Source organism: Streptomyces sp. NPDC016677 (assembly GCF_055562815.1).
Genome location: NZ_JBVHEO010000002.1, coordinates 399,160 through 423,070 on the forward strand (window position 1 = coordinate 399,160; position 23,911 = coordinate 423,070).

20 protein-coding genes and 1 pseudogene are annotated in these 23,911 nt (G+C 73.1%); 14 read left to right on the top strand and 7 right to left on the bottom strand.

Annotation, left to right across the window (positions count from 1 at the left end):
* Position 1: 1 nt before the first annotated feature.
* The 3 genes from ACZ3IG_RS07160 to ACZ3IG_RS07170 form a co-directional block, all read right to left on the bottom strand.
* The gene (locus ACZ3IG_RS07160; RefSeq protein ID WP_467429772.1) at positions 2–1,039 is read right to left on the bottom strand and encodes an ABC transporter permease; all 1,038 of its coding nucleotides are present in this window, start codon (positions 1,037–1,039) and stop codon (positions 2–4) included.
* Positions 1,032–2,072, bottom strand: a complete 1,041-nt coding sequence (locus ACZ3IG_RS07165) for an ABC transporter permease (RefSeq protein WP_467429775.1) — start codon at positions 2,070–2,072, stop codon at positions 1,032–1,034. Before ACZ3IG_RS07165 ends, ACZ3IG_RS07160 begins: the two co-directional genes overlap by 8 nt.
* 289 nt (positions 2,073–2,361) lie before the next feature.
* Positions 2,362–3,879, bottom strand: a complete 1,518-nt coding sequence (locus ACZ3IG_RS07170) for a sugar ABC transporter ATP-binding protein (protein WP_467429776.1) — start codon at positions 3,877–3,879, stop codon at positions 2,362–2,364.
* Positions 3,880–4,148: 269 nt separating this feature from the next.
* Here ACZ3IG_RS07170 and rhaI point away from each other — a divergent pair, with 269 nt between their 5' ends.
* The 6 genes from rhaI (at position 4,149) to ACZ3IG_RS07200 (ending at position 11,864) form a co-directional block, all read left to right on the top strand.
* A complete protein-coding gene (rhaI, locus tag ACZ3IG_RS07175; RefSeq protein WP_467429778.1) occupies positions 4,149–5,309 on the top strand; it encodes an L-rhamnose isomerase in 1,161 nt (386 codons plus the stop codon).
* A gap of 132 nt (positions 5,310–5,441) precedes the next feature.
* Entirely contained in the window at positions 5,442–7,481 is a 2,040-nt protein-coding gene (locus ACZ3IG_RS07180; protein ID WP_467429780.1) for a bifunctional aldolase/short-chain dehydrogenase, read from the top strand.
* Positions 7,478–8,926: a rhamnulokinase gene (locus tag ACZ3IG_RS07185; protein WP_467429781.1), complete on the top strand. Its 1,449-nt coding sequence runs from the start codon at positions 7,478–7,480 to the stop codon at positions 8,924–8,926. The genes ACZ3IG_RS07180 and ACZ3IG_RS07185 overlap by 4 nt, the downstream gene beginning before the upstream one ends.
* Before the next feature lie 72 nt (positions 8,927–8,998).
* Complete coding sequence (locus ACZ3IG_RS07190) at positions 8,999–9,754, top strand: (Fe-S)-binding protein (protein WP_467429782.1); 756 nt, start codon at positions 8,999–9,001, stop codon at positions 9,752–9,754.
* On the top strand, positions 9,751–11,232 hold the full coding sequence (locus ACZ3IG_RS07195; protein ID WP_467429784.1) for a lactate utilization protein B: 1,482 nt from the start codon (positions 9,751–9,753) through the stop codon (positions 11,230–11,232). The genes ACZ3IG_RS07190 and ACZ3IG_RS07195 overlap by 4 nt, the downstream gene beginning before the upstream one ends.
* On the top strand, positions 11,229–11,864 hold the full coding sequence (locus ACZ3IG_RS07200; protein WP_467429786.1) for a LutC/YkgG family protein: 636 nt from the start codon (positions 11,229–11,231) through the stop codon (positions 11,862–11,864). The genes ACZ3IG_RS07195 and ACZ3IG_RS07200 overlap by 4 nt, the downstream gene beginning before the upstream one ends.
* Here ACZ3IG_RS07200 and ACZ3IG_RS07205 read toward each other — a convergent pair.
* The gene (locus ACZ3IG_RS07205) at positions 11,851–12,492 is read right to left on the bottom strand and encodes a hypothetical protein (RefSeq protein ID WP_467429789.1); all 642 of its coding nucleotides are present in this window, start codon (positions 12,490–12,492) and stop codon (positions 11,851–11,853) included. The genes ACZ3IG_RS07200 and ACZ3IG_RS07205 overlap by 14 nt on opposite strands.
* 142 nt (positions 12,493–12,634) lie before the next feature.
* On the opposite strand from ACZ3IG_RS07205, the gene ACZ3IG_RS07210 reads away from it, so the two are divergent.
* Together ACZ3IG_RS07210 and ACZ3IG_RS07215 are read left to right on the top strand one after the other, a co-directional pair.
* A complete protein-coding gene (locus ACZ3IG_RS07210) occupies positions 12,635–13,381 on the top strand; it encodes an ABC transporter ATP-binding protein (RefSeq protein WP_467429791.1) in 747 nt (248 codons plus the stop codon).
* A gap of 18 nt (positions 13,382–13,399) precedes the next feature.
* Positions 13,400–14,710: an FtsX-like permease family protein gene (locus ACZ3IG_RS07215; RefSeq protein WP_467430539.1), complete on the top strand. Its 1,311-nt coding sequence runs from the start codon at positions 13,400–13,402 to the stop codon at positions 14,708–14,710.
* Between the two features lie 99 nt (positions 14,711–14,809).
* On the opposite strand, the gene ACZ3IG_RS07220 is transcribed toward ACZ3IG_RS07215, so the two are convergent.
* Positions 14,810–15,169, bottom strand: coding sequence for a cupin domain-containing protein (locus ACZ3IG_RS07220; RefSeq protein WP_467429793.1), 360 nt, complete (start codon positions 15,167–15,169; stop codon positions 14,810–14,812).
* Positions 15,170–15,320: 151 nt separating this feature from the next.
* Positions 15,321–16,970, bottom strand: a complete 1,650-nt coding sequence (locus ACZ3IG_RS07225) for a glycosyltransferase (RefSeq protein WP_467429794.1) — start codon at positions 16,968–16,970, stop codon at positions 15,321–15,323.
* Between the two features lie 45 nt (positions 16,971–17,015).
* Between ACZ3IG_RS07225 and ACZ3IG_RS07230 the strand changes: the two genes are divergently transcribed.
* The 4 genes and pseudogenes from ACZ3IG_RS07230 to ACZ3IG_RS07245 all read left to right on the top strand — a co-directional run bounded on the left by ACZ3IG_RS07230 (position 17,016) and on the right by ACZ3IG_RS07245 (position 20,136).
* Positions 17,016–17,429 (top strand): GntR family transcriptional regulator, encoded by a 414-nt coding sequence (locus ACZ3IG_RS07230; RefSeq protein ID WP_215166100.1) that lies wholly within the window; start codon positions 17,016–17,018, stop codon positions 17,427–17,429.
* Positions 17,426–17,926: pseudogene (locus ACZ3IG_RS07235) on the top strand (ATP-binding cassette domain-containing protein); the annotation flags it as partial. The gene ACZ3IG_RS07230 and the pseudogene ACZ3IG_RS07235, both read left to right, overlap by 4 nt.
* Positions 17,927–18,321: 395 nt before the next feature.
* Positions 18,322–19,275: a transporter gene (locus tag ACZ3IG_RS07240; RefSeq protein WP_467429796.1), complete on the top strand. Its 954-nt coding sequence runs from the start codon at positions 18,322–18,324 to the stop codon at positions 19,273–19,275.
* Positions 19,276–19,344: 69 nt separating this feature from the next.
* Entirely contained in the window at positions 19,345–20,136 is a 792-nt protein-coding gene (locus tag ACZ3IG_RS07245; protein ID WP_467430541.1) for a class I SAM-dependent methyltransferase, read from the top strand.
* 6 nt (positions 20,137–20,142) lie between these two features.
* Here ACZ3IG_RS07245 and ACZ3IG_RS07250 read toward each other — a convergent pair whose 3' ends face one another.
* Positions 20,143–20,448 (bottom strand): hypothetical protein, encoded by a 306-nt coding sequence (locus ACZ3IG_RS07250; protein ID WP_403535475.1) that lies wholly within the window; start codon positions 20,446–20,448, stop codon positions 20,143–20,145.
* Between the two features lie 173 nt (positions 20,449–20,621).
* Here ACZ3IG_RS07250 and ACZ3IG_RS07255 point away from each other — a divergent pair, with 173 nt between their 5' ends.
* Together ACZ3IG_RS07255 and ACZ3IG_RS07260 are read left to right on the top strand one after the other, a co-directional pair.
* On the top strand, positions 20,622–22,286 hold the full coding sequence (locus tag ACZ3IG_RS07255; RefSeq protein WP_467429797.1) for an alkaline phosphatase D family protein: 1,665 nt from the start codon (positions 20,622–20,624) through the stop codon (positions 22,284–22,286).
* 203 nt (positions 22,287–22,489) lie between these two features.
* Positions 22,490–23,866 (top strand): alpha-lytic protease prodomain-containing protein, encoded by a 1,377-nt coding sequence (locus tag ACZ3IG_RS07260; RefSeq protein WP_467429798.1) that lies wholly within the window; start codon positions 22,490–22,492, stop codon positions 23,864–23,866.
* The last annotated feature ends 45 nt before the right edge of the window (positions 23,867–23,911 follow it).

Below are 23,911 nucleotides of genomic sequence, written 5' to 3' on the forward strand. Positions count from 1 at the left end.
CTTAGGGAGACGTTGACGAGGTGGGTGCGGGCGTCTTCGGCAGGGGTGGCGCCGACGCCGCCCGGCGGCCCGCCCTCGCGACGGAGATCTGGCGCGCGACCCTCGGGCCGAGCACGGAGAGGACGAGCAGGACGCCGGTGACGACGATCTGCGACTGGGCGGAGACGTCCTGGAGGCTCATCACGTTCTGCAGCGCGCCGAGCAGGAAGACTCCGGCGATGGCGCCGCCGAGGGTGCCCCTGCCGCCGTCGAAGTCGATGCCGCCGAGCAGGACGGCGGCGACGACGGAGAGTTCGAGGCCGGTGGCGTTGTCGTAGCGGGCGCTGGCGTAGTGCAGGGCCCAGAAGACGCCGGTGAGGGAGGAGAGCAGGCCGGTGAGGACGAACAGCAGCAGTTTCTGCCGCTTGACCCGGATGCCGGCAAACCGGGCGGCCTCCTCGCCGGCGCCGATCGCGAACAGCGCCCGGCCGAACGGGGTGGCGTGCAGCGCGACCACGGCGATGGCCAGCAGGACCAGGAAGGGCAGCAGGGCGTACGGGACGAAGGTGTCCCCGATCCGTCCGGCGGCGAAGTCCAGGTACTGCGAGGGGAAGTCGGTGACCGCGTCGGAGCCGAGCACGATCTGGGCGATGCCCCGGTAGGCGGCCATGGTGCCGATGGTGACGGCGAGCGAGGGCAGGCCGAGCCTTGTCACCAGCAGGCCGTTGACGAGCCCGCAGACGACGCCGAGGACGAGGCAGAGCGGGATGATCGTCTCGATGGTCATGCCCTGGTTCCACAGGGCGCCCATCACCGCGCCGGACAGACCGGCCGTGGAGGCGACGGAGAGGTCGATCTCGCCGGCCACCACGAGCAGCGTCATCGGCAGGGCGATCAGCGCGATCGGCAGGGTGTTGCCGATCAGGAACGACAGGTTCAGGGAGTTGCCGAAGCCGTCGACGAAACCGAAGGACAGCAGTACGACCACGATGAGCAGGGCGCCGACGACGGTGTCCCAGCGGACGGCGCGCGAGAGGCGTGAGGCCGGGGCGTCAGCCATGGCGGGCGTTCCTCTTCTTCAGGGCGGTGGCCACGCGCAGGGCGACGATCCGGTCGACCGCGATGGCGAGGATGAGCAGGATGCCGTTGATCGCCATCACCCAGACCGAGCTGACGCCGAGGGCGGGCAGCACGCTGTTGATGCTGGTCAGCAGCAGTGCGCCGAGGGCGGCGCCGTAGACGCTGCCGGAGCCGCCGGTGAAGACGACGCCGCCGACGACGACCGCGCTGACGACGGTGAGTTCGTAGCCGTTGCCGGTGCCGGAGTCGACGTTGCCGAACCGGGCCAGGTACAGCGCGCCGGCCAGACCCGCGAGGGCGCCGCAGAAGGTGTAGGCGGCCAGGACGCGCTTGCGCACCGGGATGCCGGCGAGGCGGGCGGCCTCGGGGTTGGAGCCGAGCGCGTACAGCTCGCGTCCGCCGCGGAACTGCTTGAGGTAGTACGCCGTCGCCACCACGACCGCCAGGGCGATCAGCGCGAGGTACGGCACCGCCGAGACGCCGCCGGCGCCGAAGTCGACGAAGCCGCCGGGCAGGTCGGCCGCGGTGATCTGGCGGGAGCCGACCCAGATGGAGTCGATGCCGCGGATGATGTACAGCGTGCCGAGGGTGACGACGAGCGCGGGCACCTGGCCGAGGCTGACCAGCAGGCCGTTGAGCAGGCCGAAGCCGACGCCCATGAGGACGGCGAGGGCGATGGCGACGACGGAGCTGCCGCCGCCCTGGAGGTAGGTGCCGGCGGCGAAGGCGCTGATGCCGAGCGTGGAGCCGACCGACAGGTCGACGTTGCGGGTGATGACGACCAGGGACTGGCCGGTGGCGACCAGGACCAGGATGGTCGCGTTGAGCAGCAGGTCCTTGATGCCCTGTTCGGACAGGAACTCGCTGTTGCCCGCCTGGGTGACGGCGATCATCACCAGGAAGACGACCAGGATGGCCAGTTCACGCATCTTGAAGACGCGGTCGGCCAGCCGGGTGGCGCCGGCCTTGGGCAGCTCGGCGACGGGGGCCTTGTCGGGGGCGGTGACCGTCATGCGGCGGCCCTCCCCATGGAACACGGGGACACGGGGGCGGCCCTTCCGGTCGAGGACGTACGGTGAGCCTGCGGGGCGGTCGTCGCGGTCGGGGACGTACGGCGAGCCTCCGGGGCATCCGTCACCATCGGAGACGTACGGCGACCCCCCGGGACAGCCGCCGCGGCAGAGAACGTACGCCGGCCCTCCGGAACGGCCATCACCATCGAAGACGTACGGCGAGCGTCCGGGACAGCCGCCGCGGCAGAGGACACAAGACGGCCGGCCGGCGTGTTCGTTGCGGTCGGGGTCATGCCGCGGCCCTCCCCGTGGCCGCCGCCATCACGGTCTCCTCGGTGGCCTCGTCGCGGGAGATCTCGGCGGTCAGCCGGCCCTCGTGCATCACGAGGACCCGGTCGGCCATGCCGAGCACCTCCGGCAGGTCGGAGGAGATCATCAGGACGGCGACGCCGTCGGCGGCCAACTGGCTCAGCAGCCGGTGCACCTCGGCCTTGGTGCCGACGTCGATGCCGCGGGTGGGCTCGTCGACGATCAGTACCTTGGGGCCGGTGGCGAGCCACTTGGCGAGGACGACCTTCTGCTGGTTGCCGCCGGACAGGGTGCCGACGGCGTCCGCGATCCGGGCGTACTTCACCTGGAGCTTGACGGCCCAGTCGAGGCTGCGGCTGCGCTCGGCGCCGCGGTCCATCAGTCCGGCCCTGACGGTGGTACGGAGACCGGTGAGCCCGATGTTCCGCTCGATGGACATGTCCATCACCAGACCCTGGGCGCGCCGGTCCTCGGGGACCAGGGCGAGCCCCGCGGCCATGGCCGTCGACGGCGCGCCGTTGACCAGCGCGCGGCCGTCCACCTCGACCTCCCCGGCGTCCCAGCGGTCCACGCCGAACACCGCGCGGGCGACCTCGGTGCGCCCGGCGCCGACCAGTCCGGCCAGCCCCACGATCTCGCCGCGCCGCACCTCGAAGGAGACGTCGGTGAAGACGCCCTCGCGGGTCAGCCGGCGCACGCTGAGGGCGACCTCGCCGGGGGTGACCTCCTGCTTCGGGTACAGCTCGTCGAGGTCGCGGCCGACCATGCGGCGCACCAGGTCGTCCTCGGTCATGCCGTCGAGCGGCTCACTGGAGATCCAGGCGCCGTCGCGCAGGGTGGTGACCCGCTTGCAGATCTGGAAGATCTCCTCCAGCCGGTGGGAGATGAACAGCACCGCGGCGCCCTCTTCGCGCAGGGTGCGCACGACGCCGAAGAGGCGGGCCACCTCGCTGCCGGTGAGGGCGGCGGTCGGCTCGTCCATGATCAGGACGCGGGCGTCGAAGGAGAGCGCCTTGGCGATCTCCACGATCTGCTGGTCGGCGATGGACAGACCGCGCGCCGGGCGGTCGGGGTCGAGGTCGACGCCGAGGCGGCGCATCAGGTCGGCGGTGGTGGCGTGGGTGGCCTTGTGGTCGATCCGGCCGAGGGCGCGCCGCGGCTGACGGCCCATGAAGATGTTCTCGGCGATCGACAGGTCGGGGAAGAGGGTCGGCTCCTGGTAGATGACGGCGATGCCGGCGTCGCGGGCGTCGCCGGGGCCGTGGAAGACGACGGGTTCACCGTCGAGCAGCACCTGGCCGGCGTCGGGACGGTGCACTCCGGCGAGCGTCTTGATGAGGGTCGACTTGCCCGCGCCGTTCTCACCGGCGAGGGCGTGCACCTCCCCGGGGAACAGCTCCAGGGAGACGTCCCGCAGGGCACGGACCGCGCCGAAGGACTTGGACACGTCCTTCAACGCGAGAACCGGGGCCGGACCCGTATCGGACGGGTGGGTCATGGGGGCTCCTCGACGACGCCGGCGGGACGGCCCTCACGGCGTCGTGAAAGGTTTCAACTGGGTTGCCGGGACGTTAGGCAGGTGGGGCATGTCACGTCAATGGGTCCGCCTCGAAAAACTTTCGATAGCCGAAGGTCACGACAGGATTACGGCAAGCCCGGCCTCTCACAAGGGTTGACACCCCTTCGGGAGCCTCATAGCTTCGCGTTCTGAATCGTTTCACCCATGGTCGTACGCATCGACGGTGCGACCCGACGTCAGGAGCCGACGTGACCGAGCTCGCCGCGGTGAAGGCCGCGCTGAAGACCCAGGCTGTCGAGACGCCGTCGTGGGCGTACGGGAACTCGGGCACCCGGTTCAAGGTGTTCGCGCAGGCCGGTGTGCCGCGCTCCCCGTTCGAGAAGCTCGACGACGCCGCGAAGGTGCATGAGTTCACGGGCGTGGCACCGACCGTCGCCCTGCACATCCCGTGGGACAAGGTCGACGACTACGCCGCGCTGGCCGAGTACGCCGAGAAGCGGGGCGTGAAGGTCGGGGCGATCAACTCCAACACCTTCCAGGACGACGCCTACAAGCTGGGCAGCGTCTGCCACCCGGACGCGGCGGTGCGCCGCAAGGCGGTGGACCACCTGCTGGAGTGCGTCGACATCATGGACGCCACCGGCTCCAAGGACCTGAAGCTGTGGTTCGCCGACGGGACCAACTACCCTGGACAGGACGACATCCGCGGGCGGCAGGACCGGCTGGCCGAGGCGCTGGCCGAGGTGTACGGGCGGCTCGGGGACGACCAGCGGATGCTGCTTGAGTACAAGTTCTTCGAGCCGGCCTTCTACTCGACGGACGTCCCGGACTGGGGCACGGCGTACGCGCACTGCCTGAAGCTCGGCGAGAAGGCACAGGTCGTCGTGGACACCGGGCACCACGCGCCGGGCACCAACATCGAGTTCATCGTGGCGACGCTGCTGCGGGAGGGGAAGCTCGGCGGGTTCGACTTCAACTCCCGGTTCTACGCGGACGACGACCTGATGGTCGGGGCGGCCGACCCGTTCCAGCTCTTCCGGATCATGTACGAGGTGGTGCGCGGGGGCGGGTTCTCGTCGGACGTGGCGTTCATGCTGGACCAGTGCCACAACATCGAGGCGAAGATCCCGGCGATCATCCGGTCCGTGATGAACGTCCAGGAGGCCACGGCCAAGGCGCTGCTCGTCGACCGGGACGCGCTGGTCGCGGCGCAGGCTTCGGGCGATGTGCTGGAGGCCAACGCGGTGCTGATGGACGCGTACGACACGGATGTGCGGCCGCTGCTTCGTGAGGTGCGCGAGGAGATGGGGCTGGACCCCGAGCCGTTGAAGGCGTACCGGGCGTCCGGGTGGGCGGAGAAGGTTGTCGCTGAGCGGGTCGGCGGGGAGCAGGCGGGGTGGGGGGCGTGAGCGTCTGCCGAGTTCTGTAGTTCGCGGCTGCGGGCCGGACGTGGCTGGTCGCGCCCGCGCGGCGGAGCCGCACATAAATGCAGCCCCGCGCCCCTTCGATACTCATCCCTCGTTTGAAAAGGACTGGAAGACATGGCATCCCACCCCGCAGCCGATGCGCTGATCGCTCGTTCCCATCGGCTCGGTTCCGACCCCCGGAACACCAACTACGCGGGAGGCAACGCATCCGCGAAAGGCACCGAGACCGACCCCGTCACCGGGGGTGATGTGGAGCTGATGTGGGTCAAGGGGTCCGGTGGTGACCTCGGGACGCTGACCGAGGCGGGGCTCGCCGTGCTGCGGCTGGACCGGATGCGGGCGCTCAAGGACGTCTACCCCGGTGTCGAGCGCGAGGACGAGATGGTCGCCGCGTTCGACTACTGCCTGCACGGCAAGGGCGGGGCGGCCCCGTCCATCGACACCGCCATGCACGGGCTCGTCGAGGCCGCGCACGTCGACCATCTGCACCCCGACTCCGGTATCGCGCTGGCCTGCGCGGCCGACGGCGAGAAGCTGACCGCCGAGTGCTTCGGCGACACCGTGGTGTGGGTGCCGTGGCGGCGGCCCGGCTTCCAGCTCGGCCTGGACATCGCGGCGGTGAAGGAGGCCAACCCGCAGGCGATCGGCTGTGTGCTCGGCGGGCACGGCATCACCGCCTGGGGCGACACGTCCGAGGAGTGCGAGCGCAACTCGCTGCACATCATCCGCACCGCCGAGACCTTCTTGGAGGAGCGGGGCGAGGCGGAGCCGTTCGGACCCGTGCTCGACGGGTACGAGCCGCTGCCCGAGGCCGAGCGCCGTCAGCGGGCCGCGGCGCTGGCGCCGTACGTCCGGGCGATCGCCTCCCGGGACCGGCCGCAGGTCGGCCACTTCACCGACTCCGACGTGGTGCTGGACTTCGTCTCCCGCGCCGAGCACCCGCGGCTGGCGGCGCTGGGCACCTCCTGCCCGGACCACTTCCTGCGCACCAAGGTCCGCCCGCTGGTCCTGGACGTCGCGCCGGGGGCGCCGCTGGAGGAGGCGATCGCACGGCTCAAGGAACTGCACACCGCCTACCGCGAGGAGTACGCCGCCTACTACCAGCGGCACGCCGAGCCCGGCTCCCCCGCGATGCGCGGCGCCGACCCGGCGATCGTGCTGGTGCCGGGCGTGGGCATGTTCTCCTTCGGCAAGGACAAGCAGACGGCGCGGGTGGCCGGCGAGTTCTACGTCAACGCGATCAACGTGATGCGGGGGGCCGAGGCGGTGTCGGCGTACGCGCCGATCGAGGAGTCGGAGAAGTTCCGCATCGAGTACTGGGCCCTCGAGGAGGCCAAGCTCCAGCGGATGCCGAAGCCCAAGCCCCTCGCCACGCGCGTCGCGCTGGTGACCGGCGCGGGCAGCGGCATCGGCAAGGCGATCGCGCACCGGCTGGTGGCCGAGGGCGCGTGTGTCGTGGTCGCCGACCTCGACGGGGACAACGCGGCGCAGGTGGCCGAGGAACTGGGCGGTGCGGACAAGGCCGTCGCCGTCACGGTCGACGTGACGGACGAGGAGCAGATCACCGCCGCGTTCCGGGACGCCGTGCTGGCGTTCGGCGGGGTCGACCTGGTGGTCAACAACGCCGGCATCTCCATCTCGAAGCCGCTCCTGGAGACCTCGGTCAAGGACTGGGACCTCCAGCACGACATCATGGCGCGCGGGTCGTTCCTGGTGTCGCGGGAGGCGGCCCGGGTGATGACCGCCCAGGAGCTGGGCGGCGACATCGTCTACATCGCGTCGAAGAACGCCGTCTTCGCCGGCCCGAACAACATCGCCTACTCCGCCACCAAGGCCGACCAGGCCCACCAGGTGCGGCTGCTCGCGGCCGAGCTGGGCGAGCACGGCATCCGCGTCAACGGGGTCAACCCCGACGGTGTGGTGCGCGGTTCGGGCATCTTCGCGGGCGGCTGGGGCGCCCAGCGGGCCGCGGTCTACGGGGTTCCGGAGGAGAAGCTCGGCGAGTTCTACGCCCAGCGCACGCTGCTCAAGCGCGAGGTGCTCCCGGAGCACGTGGCGAACGCCGTGTTCGCGCTGACCGGCGGTGACCTCACGCACACCACCGGCCTGCACGTCCCGGTCGACGCCGGCGTCGCCGCCGCGTTCCTGCGATGAGCACGTCCACGACCTCGTACGCCGCGGTCGACCTCGGCGCGTCCAGTGGGCGCGTCATGGTCGGCCGCGTCGGCCCCGACACCCTGGAGCTGACCGAGGCGCACCGCTTCCCCAACCGGCCGGTGCGGGTGCCCGAGGGGCTGCGCTGGGACGTGCTGGGGCTGTACGCCGGGGTGCTGGACGGGCTGCGGGCGGCCGGGCAGGTCGCCTCCGTCGGCGTGGACAGCTGGGCCGTGGACTACGGTCTGCTGGACGCGGACGGGGCGCTGCTCGGCAACCCGGTGCACTACCGCGACGCCCGCACCGAGGGTGTCGCGGAGAAGGTGTGGGCGAGTGTGCCGGCCGCCGAGCTGTACGCGGCGACCGGGTTGCAGTACGCGCCGTTCAACACGCTGTACCAGCTGACGGCGGCCCGCGCCGGCGGGCACCTGGCGTACGCCGCAAGGTTGTTGCTGATCCCCGATCTGCTGACGTACTGGCTGACCGGTGAGCAGGGCACGGAGCTGACCAACGCCTCCACCACCCAGCTGATCGACCCGCGCACCCGCGACTGGGCGTACGGCCTCGCCGAACGGCTCGGCATCGACCTCGGGCTGTTCCCGCCGCTGCGCCTGCCCGGTGATCCGGCGGGCGTGCTGCGGCCGGAGGTGCTGGAGGAGACCGGGCTGAGCGGGCCGGTGCCGGTGACGGCGGTCGGCTCGCACGACACCGCCTCGGCGGTGGCCGCCGTACCGGCGACGGACGAGCGGTTCGCCTACATCTGCACCGGCACCTGGTCGCTGGCCGGTCTGGAGCTGACCGCGCCGGTGCTGACGGAGGAGAGCCGCGCCGCCAACTTCACCAACGAGCTGGGGCTCGACGGCACGGTCCGCTACCTGCGCAACATCATGGGGCTGTGGCTGCTCCAGGAGTGCCTGCGCTCCTGGGGCGGGACGGACCTGGGCGAGCTGCTGCGGGCGGCGGGCGAGGTGCCCGAGCTGCGGTCGGTGGTGGACGCCGGGGACGCGGCGTTCCTGGCGCCGGGCCGGATGCCGGAGCGGATCGCCGAGGCGTGCCGGGTGTCCGGGCAGCCGGTGCCGGTCACGCCCGCCGAGATCACCCGGTGCATCCTGGACTCCCTCGCCCTGGCCCACCGCAAGGCGGTCGAGGACGCGCAGCGGCTCGCCGGGCACCCGGTGGACGTCGTGCACATCGTCGGGGGCGGGGCGCGCAACGCCCTGCTGTGCCGGCTGACCGCCGACGCCTGCGGGCTGCCGGTGGTGGCCGGTCCGGCGGAGGCCGCCGCGCTCGGCAACGTCCTCGTCCAGGCCCGGGCCGGCGGTCTGGTCGGTGACCTGGCCGGCATGCGCGACCTGCTGGCGCGCACCCAGCGGCCGGTCCGCTACGAGCCGCGCGGGGACGCCGCCCGGTGGCGGGCCGCCGAGGCCCGGCTCGCCGGCCGGTGACCGGGGCCTGTCCCGGGTCCCGGCCCGCGCACTACCCTTTTTCCGTCCGATGATCAACAGCGAGGAGCCGCGATGCGTGTCGCCCTGTTCCTGACCTGCGTCAACGACACGCTCTATCCCGATACCGGGCGCGCGGTGGTGAGACTGCTGACCCGGCTGGGCGTCGACGTCGACTTCCCGGCCGGGCAGACCTGCTGCGGGCAGGCGCACTACAACACCGGTTACCGGCACGAGGCGGAGCCGCTGGCCCGGCACTTCTCCGAGGTCTTCCAGGAGTACGAGGCGATCGTGACGCCCTCGGGGTCCTGCGGGGCGATGGTGCGGGAGCTGTACCCGCGGATGGGCGAGCGGGCGCGGGCCGAGGGGCGCGGGGACACCCTCGCGGCCACGCTGGCGCCGGTGGTGCCGAAGACGTACGAGCTGACGGAGTTCCTGGTGGACGTGCTGGGCGTGACGGACGTCGGGGCGTACTACCCGCACACGGTGACGTACCACCCGACCTGTCACGGGCTGCGCTCCCTCGGGCTCGGCGAGCGGCCGCTGACGCTGCTGCGCGCCGTGAAGGGCCTTGACCTGGTCGAACTGCCGGGCGCGGAGGAGTGCTGCGGGTTCGGCGGCACGTTCGCCGTGAAGAACGCGGACGTGTCGCTGGCGATGGGCACCGACAAGGTGCGCAACGCCGAGTCGACCGGCGCCGAGGTGCTGTGCGCGGCCGACAACTCCTGTCTGATGCACATCGGCGGCACGATGACCCGGCTGCGGACCGGCATGCGGCCGGTGCACATCGCGGAGATCCTGGCGAGCACGGAGGAGGAACCCGCGGCATGAGCGGCACGTTCGTAGGGATGCCGGCCTTCCCGGAGGCCGCGCACGAGGCGGTGCGGAACACGACGCTGCGGGGCAACCTGCGCCACGCCACGCACACCATCCGCGCCAAGCGGGCCAAGGCCGTCGCCGAGGTCGAGGACTGGGCCGAGCTGCGCGAGGCCGGGAAGCGGATCAAGGACCACACGCTGCGCCACCTCGACCGCTACCTGGAGCAGCTGGAGGCGTCGGTGACGGCGGCGGGCGGCACCGTCCACTGGGCCGCCGACGCCGCCGAGGCCAACCGGATCGTCGCCGGTCTGGTCAAGGCGACCGGCGAGACGGAGGTCGTCAAGGTCAAGTCGATGGCCACGCAGGAGATCGGTCTCAACGAGGCCCTCGAAGCGGAGGGCATCCGCGCCTACGAGACCGATCTCGCGGAGCTGATCGTGCAGTTGGGCAAGGACCGCCCCTCGCACATCCTGGTTCCGGCGATCCACCGCAACCGGGGTGAGATCCGGGAGATCTTCGAGCGGGAGATGAGCGAGTGGGGCCGCCCGGCCCCCGAGGGCCTGACCGACACCCCCGCCGAACTGGCGGAGGCGGCCCGGCTGCACCTGCGGGAGAAGTTCCTGCGCGCCAAGGTCGGGATCTCCGGCGCCAACTTCATGATCGCCGAGACCGGCACCCTGGTCGTCGTGGAGTCCGAGGGCAACGGCCGGATGTGCCTGACCCTGCCGGAGACGCTGATCTCGGTGGTCGGCATCGAGAAGATCCTGCCGGCCTGGCAGGACCTGGAGGTCTTCCTCCAGACCCTGCCCCGCTCCTCCACCGCCGAGCGGATGAACCCGTACACCTCGACCTGGACCGGCACCACGGACGGCGACGGCCCGAGCACCTTCCACCTGGTGCTCCTCGACAACGGCCGCACCGACACCCTCGCCGACGAGGTCGGCCGCCAGGCTCTGCGCTGCATCCGCTGCTCGGCCTGCCTGAACGTCTGCCCGGTGTACGAGCGGGCCGGCGGCCACGCCTACGGGTCGGTGTACCCGGGCCCGATCGGCGCCATCCTCAGCCCCCAGCTGCGGGGCACCGGCAGCGAGATCGACGCCTCCCTGCCGTACGCCTCCTCGCTGTGCGGGGCCTGCTACGAGGTGTGCCCGGTCGCCATCGACATCCCCGAGGTGCTGGTGCACCTGCGGGAACGGGTGGTGCGGGGCGGTCCCGCGGTCCGCGAGGGCAACAAGGTCGTCCTGAGACCGGCCAAGGGACACGCCGCCGAGCGGGCGGCGATGCGGGCCGCGCGGTGGGCGTTCAGCCATCCGGGCGCGCTGCGCGCCGGGCAGCGGCTGGCGTCGCGCACCCGCCGTTTCCATCCGCGCGCGCTGCCCGGTCCGGGCCGGGCGTGGACCGGGGGCCGGGATCTGCCGGCGGTGCCGGCGGAGCCGTTCCGGGACTGGTGGCAGCGCACGCACGGCGGCGAGAAGGGCGGGGCCAAGTGAGCAGCAGGGAACGGATCCTGGGCCGGGTGCGGCGCGCACTGGCGGACGTACCGGAGGAGGAGACGGCTTACGCGCGGGGCTATCTGCGCGAGCACGGCGCCCGGAGCGTCGCTCAGACGGTGGAGCTGCTCGCGGAGAACCTGGCGGACTACCGGGCGGTCGTGCACCGGTGCGCGGACGCCGAACTGCCGTCGGTGATCGCCGGGGTGCTGGCCGCGCGCGGATCGGCGTCGGTGGTCGTGCCGCCGGGGCTGGACGGGGCGTGGCTCGCGGACACGGACGTCACCCGGGTCCCGGACCGGGCCGAGGGCAGCGCGCCCGACCTCGACCGGGTCGACAGCGTGGTGACGGGGTGCGCGGTCGCCATCGCCGAGACCGGCACCCTCGTGCTGGACGGCTCGCCCGACCAGGGCCGCCGTCGCATCACCCTCGTGCCGGACCACCACATCTGTGTCGTCCGGGTCCCGGACCAGGTCGTCTCCTCCGTGCCCCAGGGCCTCGAACGACTCGACCCCGCCCGCCCGTTGACCTGGATCTCCGGTCCGTCGGCGACCAGCGACATCGAGCTGGACCGGGTGGAGGGGGTGCACGGGCCGCGCACGCTGGAGGTGGTGCTGGTCACGTCCGCGTGAGCAGCACCGTGGGCAGGACCCGCCGGCTGATCTCCCGCCGGGGCAGCGAGAGACCGAAGCACTTCTCCAGTACCTGGAGGCAGTCCCGGTGCACGGTGCGGGGATCACGCGTGGGGTCGGGCAGCCCGGCGGCGGCCAGCGCCTCCCGCACCCGGGCGACGGTCTCCGGGTCGCCGACGGGCGGCCAGGAGGCCCACGAGCCGTCCAGGTAGAGGTTGAGGGAGCACATGGGCCGGCCGTCGTGCCCGTACGCGAACCCCGGTGCCTTCCGGTAGTTGTCCGGGTCGTGGTCCAGTACGAAGACATGGGCGCCCTCGCGGGAGAGCGCGGCGAGGTCGTCGAACGCGCCGTACCAGCCGCCGTAGGCACAGGCGAAGGACCACTCCCCCGCCTCCCCGTGGCGCAGGGCGAGCCCGTCGCGCGCCTGCCCGTACAGGCCCTCCAGCAGGTCGTGGACCTGGGCGGCGGACAGGCTGCCGATGGCCCGCGCCGTGCGCCCCGGGTCCCGCACCGCGGCGGTGATCCTCGACACCAGTTCGCCGGAGGCGAGTTCGCGGGACATCACGATGCTGTGGCCGCCCGAGCCGGCGGGCTGGGGGACGGCGAGCCAGGCTGTTCCGTCGGTCATGGCCGTCATCCTGTCCGAACCGGTCCACAGGTGTCACTGGGTACACCCCCCGATACGGGCCCCGCCCCCACTGTGTCCGGACCGCCGCGCTCGTAGCGTCGTCGGTGAGGCACAGGGTGTGCCGGCGGGGAGGGGGATGACGATGTCCCGTGAGGCTTTGCGGCTGGTGAAGGTCAGCAAGACGTACGGCACCGGCGACGGTGCGGTGACGGCGCTGGACGGGGTGACGCTGGGCCTGGAGCAGGGCACGTTCACCGCGGTGATGGGGCCGTCCGGGTCGGGCAAGTCGACGCTGTTGCAGTGCGCGGCGGGGCTGGACCGGCCGGACACCGGGATCGTGTGCGTGGACGGCACGGAGCTGACGGGCGGCACGGAGACGGAGCTGACACGGTTCCGGCGCGGGCGGGTGGGGTTCGTGTTCCAGCAGTACAACCTGCTGGAGACGCTGACCGTCGCGCAGAACACGGTGCTGCCGCTGAAGCTGGCCGGGCGGCGCGTGGACCGGCGGCGGGCCCGGGAGGTGCTCACCTCGGTCGGGCTCGGCGACCGGCTCGGGCACCGGCCCCACCAGCTCTCCGGCGGTCAGCGGCAGCGGGTGGCGATCGCGCGGGCGCTGGTCACCGAGCCCCGGGTGATCTTCGCGGACGAGCCGACGGGCGCGCTGGACACGCGCAGCGCGCGGCAGGTGCTGCGGCTGCTCCAGGACGCGGTGCGGGTGCACGGGCGGACGGTGGTGATGGTGACGCACGACCCGGTGGCCGCGTCGTACGCCGACGCGGTGGTGTTCCTCGCCGACGGCCGGGTGGCCGGAGGGATGCGGGCACCGACGCCGGACGCGGTGGCCGAGCGGCTGGCGCACCTGGGCGACGATGTGCCGGCGGGGGTGTGAGCCGTGGGGACACTCACCATGGGCGGCCTGGCGGCGCGGTCGGTCCGGCACCGGCCGGGACGGTTCCTGGCGACACTGCTGTCCGCCTTCCTGGGCGCGGGGGTCGTCATGACGTTCAACTCGCTGCACGACACGGCGGCGGGCGACGGCGTCGACGCGGTGAGCGCCGAGACCCTCGGTCTGTCGGCGGGAGTGGTGGGCGGCTACGGCACGCTCCTGGTGTTCTTCGCCATCGCCTCGACACTGACGGTCAATGCGCGCGGGCGCACCGCCGAACTGGAACTGCTGCGCTGCTCGGGGGCGACCCCGGCGCAGCTGCGCCGGATGGTGGTGGGCGAGGCGGTGGCCGTCGCCCTGGCGGGGGCGGTACTGGCGACCGGGCCGGCGATGCTCGGCGGGCGGGCGCTGCTCGGGGTGTTCCAGGACAGCGGGCAGGTGGCGGAGTCGGTGGAGTACTCCTTCGGCCCGGTCGCCCTGGTGTCCGGGGTGACCGTGACCCCGCTCGCGGCCGCGGGCGCCGCGCTCCTCGCCGTGCGGCGGGTGACCCGGCCGGGCGGGCGGCGGGCCGGGGCACGGCGGTCGCTCGCGTACGGCGCGCTGGTGGCCGGGGCGGCGAGCACCTGCTCGACGCTCGCCTTCTCCGCGACGGACGAGGCGCTGATGGCACCGGCCGCCTACGGGGCGATCCTGCTGTCGGTCGGTTTCGCGCTGCTGGCGGCACGGCTGCTGACGGTGGTGACGGCGCGGCTGCCGCTGGGCGGGGCGAGCGGCTGGCTGGCGGTGCGCAATCTGCGGGAGCGCGCCGGTGACCTGGCCGGCATCCTGATGTCCCTGATCCTGTTCACGGCGGTGTCCACGGCGACGCTCACCCTGCAGGCCGTGGAGAGCGACGCCGTCGCGGCGTCGGGCCGGGTGAAGTCGGTCGACGCCAAGAACCTGGAGACGCTCAACTTCACGGTGGTCGGCATCATCGCGGTGTTCGTCTGCGTGCTGCTGGTCAACTCGCTCTACGCGGCGACGGCCTACCGCTCCCGCGAGTTCGGGCAGCAGCGGCTTGCGGGCGCGGCGCCCGGGCAGGTGCTCGGCACGGTCGCGGTGGAGGGGGCGCTGCTCACCGTGACGGGCGTGGTGTTCGGCACGGCGGCGGCCCTGGCCGGGATCGTCCCGTTCACGGTGGTCCGCACCGACGCGGTGCTGCCGGACGCGTTCTGGGGCACCTGGCCGGCGGTGACGGCGGTGGCGGCGGCCGTGACGCTGGGGACGAGCCTGGCGACGGCCCGCCGGGTGCTGCGCGTCCCGGCGGTGGCGGCGGCCGCCGAGGCGGCGTGAGGTACGGGGCCGCACCGTGCGCGGCAGGCGGTCGGGGTCAGCGCCCGCGCCGACCGCCTGCCGCAGTCCCGTACGCCGCCGGTGTGCGCCCAGGGCCCGTCAGTCCGCCTTGGCGTACTCCTGGGCCATGCCGCCGGCGAAGTCATGGACGACGACCTGCTCGTCCCCCACGACCCAGGCGTCGTGTCCGGGCGGGCAGACGAAGACGTCGCCGGGGCCCACCTCGCTCTCGGCGCCGTCGTCCATGCGCAGGCGCATGCGTCCCTGGAGCACGTAGCCGTTGTGGTGGATCATGCAGCTCTCGGTGCCCGCGAGCGGGGCCACCGACTCCGACCAGCGCCAGCCCGGTTCGAAGGTGGCGACGGCGAAGTCGAGTCCGGTCATGTGGACGGCCTCGATGTGCCCCCGGGGGAAATCGCGTCGTTCATCGGGCTTGTCGAGCGTCTTGATCTCCAGCATGACGCTCCTCCTTTCCGGCCGCGTTCACGCGGCCGGGGCCGGCCTCCGGCTGGCCCGCGCTGCCCACGGATGACACCGGCGGGGACCCGCCCCACTCCTCCATCGTCCGCCCGTCAAGCGGGGTGCGCCATCCGGGTGACGTCCCGCCTCCTCACCGGGGCGGCGGCAGGGTGATCACGGTGGCGGTGCCCAGCGGGCCGCCGGTCGGGATCGTGGTGCGGTGGCCGGGCGGCAGGGCGGCCTGGTCGGGCTGGAGACGCCCGTGGGTGAACCAGAGCAGCCGGACCGTGGTGCCCGGGGGCGGGGTGAGGCGGCGGTACTGGGCGTAGGTGACCGCGTCGCAGCCGGAGTACCAGCCCACCTCGGGTTCGTAGCCGGTGACCAGGAGGCAGGGGCGGCCGGTGCGGGCGGCGGCGAGCCGTTCGGCGACGGGGACCGTGGACCGGGCCTGGGCGGTGGGACCGGGCATCGCGCCGTGTGCCACGACCTGGGTGGTGCCGAGGACGGTCAGCGCGGCGAGCGCGCCGGCCGCCGCGAGCAGCGGGGCGCCCCAGCGGCCGGTGCCGCGCGGGAGCGCCTCGACACCGAGCAGGGTGAGCAGCACGACCGGCAGGTAGACGAAGCGGGGCTCGCCGTCGGTGACCAGGCCGAGGACGACGAGGACCAGCACGGCCGTCGTCCCGAGGAACACCCGGCGCGCGGCCAGGAGGTCCCCCTGGTCACGCCGGCCGCGCAGGGCCGACACCGCGAGCAGCAGGCCGCCCGCCATGACCACGGCGCCCAGGTCACCGGCCAGGCGGTACGGGAGGATCGCCGCGTAGTAGACGAGGCCGTCGCCGACGTAGGAGCGGTTGGCCTGCGAGGTCGCCCACAGGATCAGGCCGAGGGGGGAGCCGGTGACCCGCTCGGCGTGGACGAGGTGCGGGAGCAGGCCCGCGGCGAACACCCCGGCCGCGAGGGCGAGCCCGCGGCCCCGGGCGAGCCAGGCGCGCGGGCCGTACGCGAAGAGCGCGGCCAGGGCGATCGCCAGGAGGTTGCCGAGACTGCCGTAGCGCAGGTAGAACGCGGCGAGCGCGACGAGGGCCGTGGCCGGCGGGGTCCAGCGGGAGCGCGGGCGCTCCTGTACGCGGACCAGCAGGGCGACGACCAGCAGGAGCAGGCCGGTGGCGCCGATGTCGTTGAGGAACTCCGGTGTACGGCGCAGGAATCCGAGCCCGCCGAGGACCAGCAGCGCCACCAGCGCGCCCCGGCGCGGGGTGGTCCAGCGGGCGGCGACCAAGTGGACGACGGCGAGGGTGAACAGGGTCAGCAGCAGCGCGACCGCGCGCAGCGCGCCGACACCGTCGTGGACGGCGAGGGCCAGCCGGCCCAGGGCGGGCAGGCCGACCGGGCGGTAGGGGCCCCAGCCCGCGGCGGGCGTGCCGTCGGCCCAGGAGCGGGCCTTGTTGGCGTACACGGCCTCCTCGTGACCGAGGTAGGGCTCGTGGTCCTGGAGCACGGCCCACACGCCGGCGGCCGTCAGCAGGACACCCGCCGCGTACGCCGGTCCGGGGACGCGGCGCAGCAGGCGGACGGCGAGGGTCCAGGCGCGGGGTGTCTCCGTCCGGCTCCACCGGGCGCGGGCCGCCCACCAGGCCGGGGCCGCGCCCAGCAGGAAGGGCCACGGCTGCCGTCCGGGCAGCAGGCCGCCTCCGCCGGCCACCAGCAGGAGCTGCTGGGCGACGGCCGCGGCGGTCAGGACGACGGCCAGGACGAGTGCCGCTCGTCTCCACGGGCCCGTACCGGCGGCGGTGTTTGACATCCACGTACTCCCCGATCATGCTTGTACTAATGAATTAATGAAAGCATGGAAGGTGACGTGGTCGAGTACCGGATCGACCGGCAGAGCGGCATCCCGGCCTATGTGCAGATCGTTCGGCAGACCGAACAGGCACTGCGGATGGGTGTGCTGCGGGTCGGGGACAAGCTGCCGACGGCCAAAGAGGTCGTCGCCGCCACCGCCATCAACCCGAACACCGTCTTCCGGGCCTACCGCGACCTGGAGCAGGCCGGCCTGGTCCGGTCCCGGCGCGGCCTCGGCACCTTCGTGACACGGTCGCTGGCGCGGCCGGGCGCGGAGGACGACTCGCCCCTGCGCGCGGAACTCGCCGAGTGGGTCGGCCGGGCCAGGGCGGCGGGGCTCGAACGGGACGACGTACTGGCGTTGGTGACGGCGGCTCTGGACACCTACGAGGAACAGCACAACCAGGAGGACACATGACCGGGCCTGACGAGCCCGCCGCACTGCGCGTGACCGGACTCGGTTTCCGGTACCGGGCACGCGGCGGCCGGGCGCTGGCGGACTGCGGGTTCGCGGTGGACCGGGGCCGTATCACCGCGCTGGTGGGGCGCAACGGCGCGGGCAAGAGCACACTGCTGCATCTGGCCGGCAGGCTGCTGCGCCCCACCGAAGGGGAGATACGGGTCCTGGGCACCGCCCCCGGGACGGCCGAGGCACGCGCCCGGGTCGCCCTGGTCACCCAGGACAAGCCGCTCTACCCGCGTTTCACCGTGGCGGACACGCTGCGCCTGGGCGCCCGTCTCAACTCCGTCTGGGACCGGTCCGTCGCCGAACGGGTCGTGCGCGACGGGCACATCGCCGGCGACGCCCGCGTGGGCGAACTGTCGCCGGGTCAGCGCACCCGTGTGGCGCTCGCCCTCGCCCTCGGCAAGCGGCCCGAACTGCTGCTGCTGGACGAGCCCCTCGCCGATCTGGACCCCGTGGTGCGCGGCGAGGTGATGGCCACGCTGATGGCGGAGGCGGCCGAGCGGGAGCTGACCATCGTGCTCTCCTCGCACGTGCTGCCCGAACTGGAGGAGACCTGCGACTGGGTGGTGCTGCTGCGGGACGGGCGGATCGGACTGAGCGAGGACGCGGACACGCTCCGCGAGGACCATCTGCTGGTCACCGGGCACCTCGACGGGGCGCCCGCGCTGGCCGGCCACGACGTGGTGCACCGTCGCGCGCACGGCCGGCAGCTCACCGCCCTGCTGCGGCCGCGCGGCCCGCTCGACGGTGACTGGCACGTCGAGCGGCCGGGCCTGGAGGAGATCCTGCTCGGCCACCTGCGCACCGGCTCCGAGGAGCCGGCCGGCCGGACGGAGGAGGCGGCGTGAAGGGCTCGTTGTGGCTGGCCTGGCGCCAGCAGCGGCTGCTGGTCGCCTGCGGCGGACTCGTCCTGGCCGTCGCCGCCGCGCTCGCCGTCCACTACCGCTCCGGCATGGTGGACGCCCTGGCCGGCGGCGCGTTCGACCACTGCGACCCGGGCCCGCTGTACTGCACCCGCCCCGGCGACGGACTGCCGCTGTTCCTGGACGTCGCACCGCTCCAGTTCCTCGGCGCGCTCAACATCGCGCTGCCGGTGCTGATCGGCATGTTCTGGGGCGCGCCGCTGCTGGGCCGCGACCGCGAACTGGGCACCCACCGCATGGTCCTCGCCCAGGGCGTCGGCCGCGCCCAGTGGTTCACCGCCCGCCTCGCCCTCGCCGCGCTGTCCACGGTGACCCTCTCCGGCGTCCTGGTCTGGCTGTTCCACTGGTGGTGGGAGCCGGCCGCCGACCACAGCTACGGCCTGTTCTGGTACGAGACGACCGCGCTGAGCGGCTCCGGACCGTCCGCCGTCGCCGCCGCCCTGTTCGGCCTGGCCACCGGCACCCTTGCCGGACTGCTGACCCGCCGCGTCCTGTCCGCGATGGCCTGGACCCTGTCGGTGACGGCCGCGGCGACGCTCCTGACGCAGTGGCTGCACCACACCCGCCTCCTCGTCCCGCCGCACACCTACGTCAGCCGGGGCACCGCGCCCAAGCCGCCCATGGGCGAGAAGTGGTCCACCGGGAACTACGGCCTGATCACCGCCTCCGGCCACCGCGACTCCGTGCTCAGCTGCCCCTACCCGTCGGGCGCCGAGCTGAAGGAATGCATGACGCGGCACGGGTACGTCGCCCGCTTCTACGAGGCCAACCCGGCCGGTGACTACTGGGCCTTCCAGTGGTACGACACCGCCCTGTTCGGCGTTCTCGCGCTCGCGCTCACCGCCGTCACGGTGCTGCTGCGCCGCCGCCTCTGACCCGGCGCGCCCCGCCCCTTCCCTTCCCTGCCCTGCCTTCTCCTCCCGCACGTGAAAGGCCCCTCCGTCATGCCCAAGGACGCCAGGAAGCTGCGCAGCAACCGCGCCGCGCTCACCCACAAGGCCGCCTACGCCCTGCGCCACCCCGGCCGCGTCGGCCCCTACCTCCGCCGCGCCGGACGCGACACCTGGCTGCGGCTCAAGCACCCCGACCACATCGGCTACTACCGCGCCGTGATGGCCTCCGACACCCGCCGCGACCCCGAGGCCGCCGTCGGCAGCCGCACCCACGACCGCTGGCTGGCGCTCGGGCAGATGCAGTACGACTACCTGGTCGAACACGGGCTGCGGCCCGGCCACCGGATGCTGGACATAGGCTGCGGCAACCTGCGCGGCGGCTGGCGCTTCATCGACCACCTCGACACCGGTCACTACTACGGCATCGACATCTCCCCCGACATCCTGATCGCCGCCAAGGAGACCCTCGCCGAGCGCGGACTCCAGGACAAGCTGCCGCACCTGACCATCACCGGCGACCTCACCCTGGACTTCCTGCCCGACGGCCACTTCGACGTCGTGCACGCGCACAGCGTCTTCTCGCACTCGCCGCTCGACGTCATCGAGGAATGCCTCGCCCACGTCGGCCGGGTGCTGACCGGCACCGGGTTCTTCGACTTCACCTTCGACCGGACCGAGGGCACCGAGCACCAGGTGCTGCGGGAGGACTTCTACTACCGCACCGACACACTGCTGGAACTGGCCCGGCGGCACGGGCTGCACGCCCGGTTCATGGCGGACTGGGAGACCCGCCCGCACGGCCAGTCGAAGATCCGCGTCAGCCGCGCGCCGCTGCCCGCGTAGGCTCCTTCACGGCCGCGGGTTCGTCCGCCGCCAGCCGGGGCGGGCACCCGCCCCGCGGCGGCCCGCCGCGGCCGCGCAGCGCGGACACACCCGGCGCACCTCGTCGGCCGCGCCACCGGACTCCGGCAGCACGTCGGCCCAGGTGACCGAGGGAAAACGGGACAGCTGCGACCGGTGCAGGGACAGACCGCACACCGTCTGGTTCAGACCCTGTTCCCACGCGTGCACCTCGCCGGCCGGCAGCCAGCGGTTGTCCTCCTCGTCCCACCAGCGGCCCGAGGCCGCCACGTCGTACCGCCTCGCCCTGGGCACCGGCACGCTCACCGCCTTCCTCGTCCCCGTCCGGGTGCCCCCGGCGGACCGCGGACACACGCGCGTACCGCCTCCTGTGTGATCAGCCCCCACACCTCGCCCGTTTACGCCGTTTTCGCGTTTTTTGTCTGCTTAGCATGCAGGGTCCGCCGCTCCCTACGAGAGGACCCCAGATGGCGTTCCCGGGCCGTCCCAGAGCACTGGCCGCGCATGCCTTCTCCCCGCACGACGCCGTGCTGGGCGCCGCCGTCCGCTACCTCGGCCGCCGGCGCTTCCTCACCGTCACCGCGGCCGCCGCGGCGCTCGCCTTCTCCACCAACCTGCCGGCCCGCGGCGCCGCCGCCGCACCCGGACGGGGCGCCGCCCGTCTCACCGACGACCCCTTCACCCTCGGCGTCGCCTCCGGTGACCCGCTGCCCGACTCGGTGCTGCTGTGGACGCGGCTGGCGCCGGAGCCGTTCGCGGCCGACGGCGGACTGGGGGAACAGCGCGTGGCGGTGGAGTGGGAGGTGGCCCTGGACGAGTCCTTCGCCGTCCGCGTACGGACGGGCACGGCGACGGCGTACCCGGAGTACGGCCACAGCCTGCACGTCGAGGTCCAGGGCCTGGACCCCGCCACCGTGTACTACTACCGGTTCCGGACCGGCGGGTTCATCAGCCCCGCCGGCCGCACCCGCACCGCGCCCGCCGCGGACACCGCCGCGGCCTCCCTCCGGCTGGCCGCCGTCGCCTGCCAGGCCTACCAGGACGGTTACTACACGGTGCACAGGCACCTCGCCGAAGACGACGTCGACGTGGTGTTCCACCTCGGCGACTACCTCTACGAGTACGCGGTGAACGCGGCGGGCGGCGAGCGCCGGTACACCGACGTCACCCTGCCCGACGTGTTCGACCGGGAGACGATGACCCTCGCGGACTACCGGCTGCGGTACGCGCTGTACAAGAGCGACAAGGACCTCCAGGCGGCGCACGCCGCCCACCCGTTCGTCGTCGCCTGGGACGACCACGAGACGGAGAACAACTACGCGGGGGCCGTCCCCGAGAACGACGTCCCGCAGTCGGAGTTCCTGGTCCGCCGGGCCGCCGCCTACCGCGCCTACTGGGAGAACCAGCCGCTGCGCTCCGCCCAGCTCCCCCAGGGCCCCGACGCCCAGCTGTACCGGCGGCTGCACTGGGGCACGCTCGCCCAGTTCGACATCCTCGACACCCGCCAGTACCGCTCCGACCAGGCCTACGACGACCGGCCGCACGCGCCCGGCGCCGAGTCCGACGACCCGGCGCGCACCATCACCGGCGCCGCGCAGGAGCGGTGGCTGCTGGACGGCTGGAAGTCCTCCGGCGCGCTGTGGAACGTGATGCCGCAGCAGGTCACGTTCTCCCAGCGCAAGTTCGACCTGACCGCCGAGGCCCGGATGTCCATGGACGCCTGGGACGGCTACCGCGCCTCCCGCAACCGGATCGTCGCCGGCGCCAAGGCGGCCGGGGTCGACAACTGGCTGGTGCTCACCGGCGACGTGCACGTCGCCTACGCCTTCGACATCAAGGAGAACTTCGACGACCCGGACTCCAGGACCCTGGGCACCGAGCTGACCTGCACCTCGATCGCCAGCGGCAAGGACGGCGCGGAGAAGCCCGACAACTGGGACACGTACATGAAGGCCAACCCGCATCTGCGGTTCTACAACGGCAAGCGGGGCTTCGCCCGGGTGGAGCTCGGCCGGCAGGCCGCCCGGGTCGACTTCAAGACCGTCTCCGCCGTCACCCGGCCGGGCGCCGCGCTGACCACCGCCGCGTCCTTCGTCACCGAGGCGGGCGCGCCGGGGCTGGAACCGGCCTGAGCCGCCGGCCGGGCCCGGGTACTGCACTTGGCACCCGTGAGCGTCCCCCAAAGCGCGAACCACGCGCCCGTCGGGCATCACCGGGGGCGAATCCGGCTAGGGCTAGCACCTCCCCACCCCTTCGCTTCCTCCCTTCCACCCCTTCGCTTCCTCGCCCTTTCATTTCCTCACCCTTCTCCGGAACGCTTCAGGAGGCACATCGCATGGTCGGCAGACACGTCACGGGCCGCCGCCGCGCCGCGCTCACCGCGCTCGGCGCCCTCGTCCTGACCGCCGTCCCCTCGGCCGCGTCGGCCGGGCCGCCGCCCGCGCCGGGCCCACTGCCCACCGCCGCCCAGACGCTCGGCGCCGACCGGCCGTCGGCCCAGGTGCTGCGCGCCCTCGAACGCGACCTGGGACTGACGGCGGGCCAGGCGACGGCCCGGCTGGTCAACGAGGCGGAGGCGGGCACCCGCGCCGGCCGGCTCCGCACCACCCTGGGCACGCACTTCGCCGGTGCCTGGGTGAGCGGCACGACCTCGGCCCGGCTCACCGTCGCCACCACCGACGCCTCGCGGGTGGCCGTCATCCGGGCCCAGGGCGCGGAGGCCACGGTGGTCAAGCGGACCCTGGCCGACCTGCGGGCCGTCAAGGAACGGCTGGACACCGCCGCCCGGCGGGTGGGCACCGCCGACACGCCGGTCTGGTACGTCGACGTGCCGGCCAACCGGGTCGTCGTCCAGGCCACCGGCAAGCAGGCCGCCGCGGACTTCGTGCGGGCCGCCGGGGTGAAGGCCCAGGACGTGGGCGTACGGATCTCGGAGAACCGGCCGCGGGTGCTGGCGGACCTGGTGGGCGGCGAGGCGTACTTCATCGACGACAAGGCGCGCTGTTCCATCGCCTTCTCCGTCACCAAGGGCCAGGAGCACGGCTTCACGTCGGCCGGGCACTGCGGCAAGCCGGGCGCGAAGACCACCGGCGCCGACCAGAGCGCGCAGGGCGAGTTCAAGGCGTCCACGTTCCCCGGCAAGGACATGTCCTGGGTCGGCGTCAACGACAACTGGACCCCGACCCCCGATGTGAAGGCCGGCGACGGCCGGACGGTGCAGGTGGCCGGCTCCGTCCAGGCGCTGGTCGGGGCGGCGGTGTGCCGCTCGGGCTCCACCACCGGCTGGCACTGCGGCACCATCGAGCAGCACGACGCCAGCGTCACCTACCCGCAGGGCACCGTCGACGGTCTCACCCAGACCACGGTGTGCGCCGAACCCGGCGACTCCGGCGGACCGTTCGTCGCGGGCGTCCAGGCGCAGGGCATCACCTCGGGCGGCTCGGGCGACTGCGCCAACGGCGGGACGACCTTCTACCAGCCGGTCAACCCCGTCCTCAAGGAGTACGGCCTCACCCTGAAGACGCAGGCGATCCAGACCACCCTGCCCGCGCCGGCGGACGAGGGGGCGGCCGACGGATGGCGGTCCGGCCGGGTCTACGAGGCCGGGGCCACGGTCGCCTACGGGCGGGTGCGGTACACGTGTCTGCAGGACCACCAGGCGCAGGTCGCCTGGTCGCCGGAGGGCACCCCGGCACTGTGGCAGCGGACCTGACGGGCGGACGGCACCGGCGGCGCCCGGCGCGGGGAGCGTTCCCGG

Excerpts from the sequence above, each read along its gene's own strand:
- ACZ3IG_RS07255 (WP_467429797.1), top strand. The coding sequence starts at position 20,622 with ATGGCGTTCCCGGGCCGTCCCAGAGCACTGGCCGCGCATGCCTTCTCC.
- ACZ3IG_RS07185 (WP_467429781.1), top strand. The coding sequence starts at position 7,478 with ATGAGCACGTCCACGACCTCGTACGCCGCGGTCGACCTCGGCGCGTCC.
- ACZ3IG_RS07205 (WP_467429789.1), bottom strand. The coding sequence starts at position 12,492 with ATGACCGACGGAACAGCCTGGCTCGCCGTCCCCCAGCCCGCCGGCTCG.
- ACZ3IG_RS07165 (WP_467429775.1), bottom strand. The coding sequence starts at position 2,072 with ATGACGGTCACCGCCCCCGACAAGGCCCCCGTCGCCGAGCTGCCCAAG.
- ACZ3IG_RS07195 (WP_467429784.1), top strand. The coding sequence starts at position 9,751 with ATGAGCGGCACGTTCGTAGGGATGCCGGCCTTCCCGGAGGCCGCGCAC.
- ACZ3IG_RS07215 (WP_467430539.1), top strand. The coding sequence starts at position 13,400 with ATGGGCGGCCTGGCGGCGCGGTCGGTCCGGCACCGGCCGGGACGGTTC.
- ACZ3IG_RS07225 (WP_467429794.1), bottom strand. The coding sequence starts at position 16,970 with ATGTCAAACACCGCCGCCGGTACGGGCCCGTGGAGACGAGCGGCACTC.
- ACZ3IG_RS07170 (WP_467429776.1), bottom strand. The coding sequence starts at position 3,879 with ATGACCCACCCGTCCGATACGGGTCCGGCCCCGGTTCTCGCGTTGAAG.
- ACZ3IG_RS07180 (WP_467429780.1), top strand. The coding sequence starts at position 5,442 with ATGGCATCCCACCCCGCAGCCGATGCGCTGATCGCTCGTTCCCATCGG.
- ACZ3IG_RS07210 (WP_467429791.1), top strand. The coding sequence starts at position 12,635 with ATGTCCCGTGAGGCTTTGCGGCTGGTGAAGGTCAGCAAGACGTACGGC.
- ACZ3IG_RS07245 (WP_467430541.1), top strand. The coding sequence starts at position 19,345 with ATGCCCAAGGACGCCAGGAAGCTGCGCAGCAACCGCGCCGCGCTCACC.
- ACZ3IG_RS07160 (WP_467429772.1), bottom strand. The coding sequence starts at position 1,039 with ATGGCTGACGCCCCGGCCTCACGCCTCTCGCGCGCCGTCCGCTGGGAC.
- ACZ3IG_RS07260 (WP_467429798.1), top strand. The coding sequence starts at position 22,490 with ATGGTCGGCAGACACGTCACGGGCCGCCGCCGCGCCGCGCTCACCGCG.
- ACZ3IG_RS07190 (WP_467429782.1), top strand. The coding sequence starts at position 8,999 with ATGCGTGTCGCCCTGTTCCTGACCTGCGTCAACGACACGCTCTATCCC.
- ACZ3IG_RS07230 (WP_215166100.1), top strand. The coding sequence starts at position 17,016 with ATGGAAGGTGACGTGGTCGAGTACCGGATCGACCGGCAGAGCGGCATC.
- ACZ3IG_RS07220 (WP_467429793.1), bottom strand. The coding sequence starts at position 15,169 with ATGCTGGAGATCAAGACGCTCGACAAGCCCGATGAACGACGCGATTTC.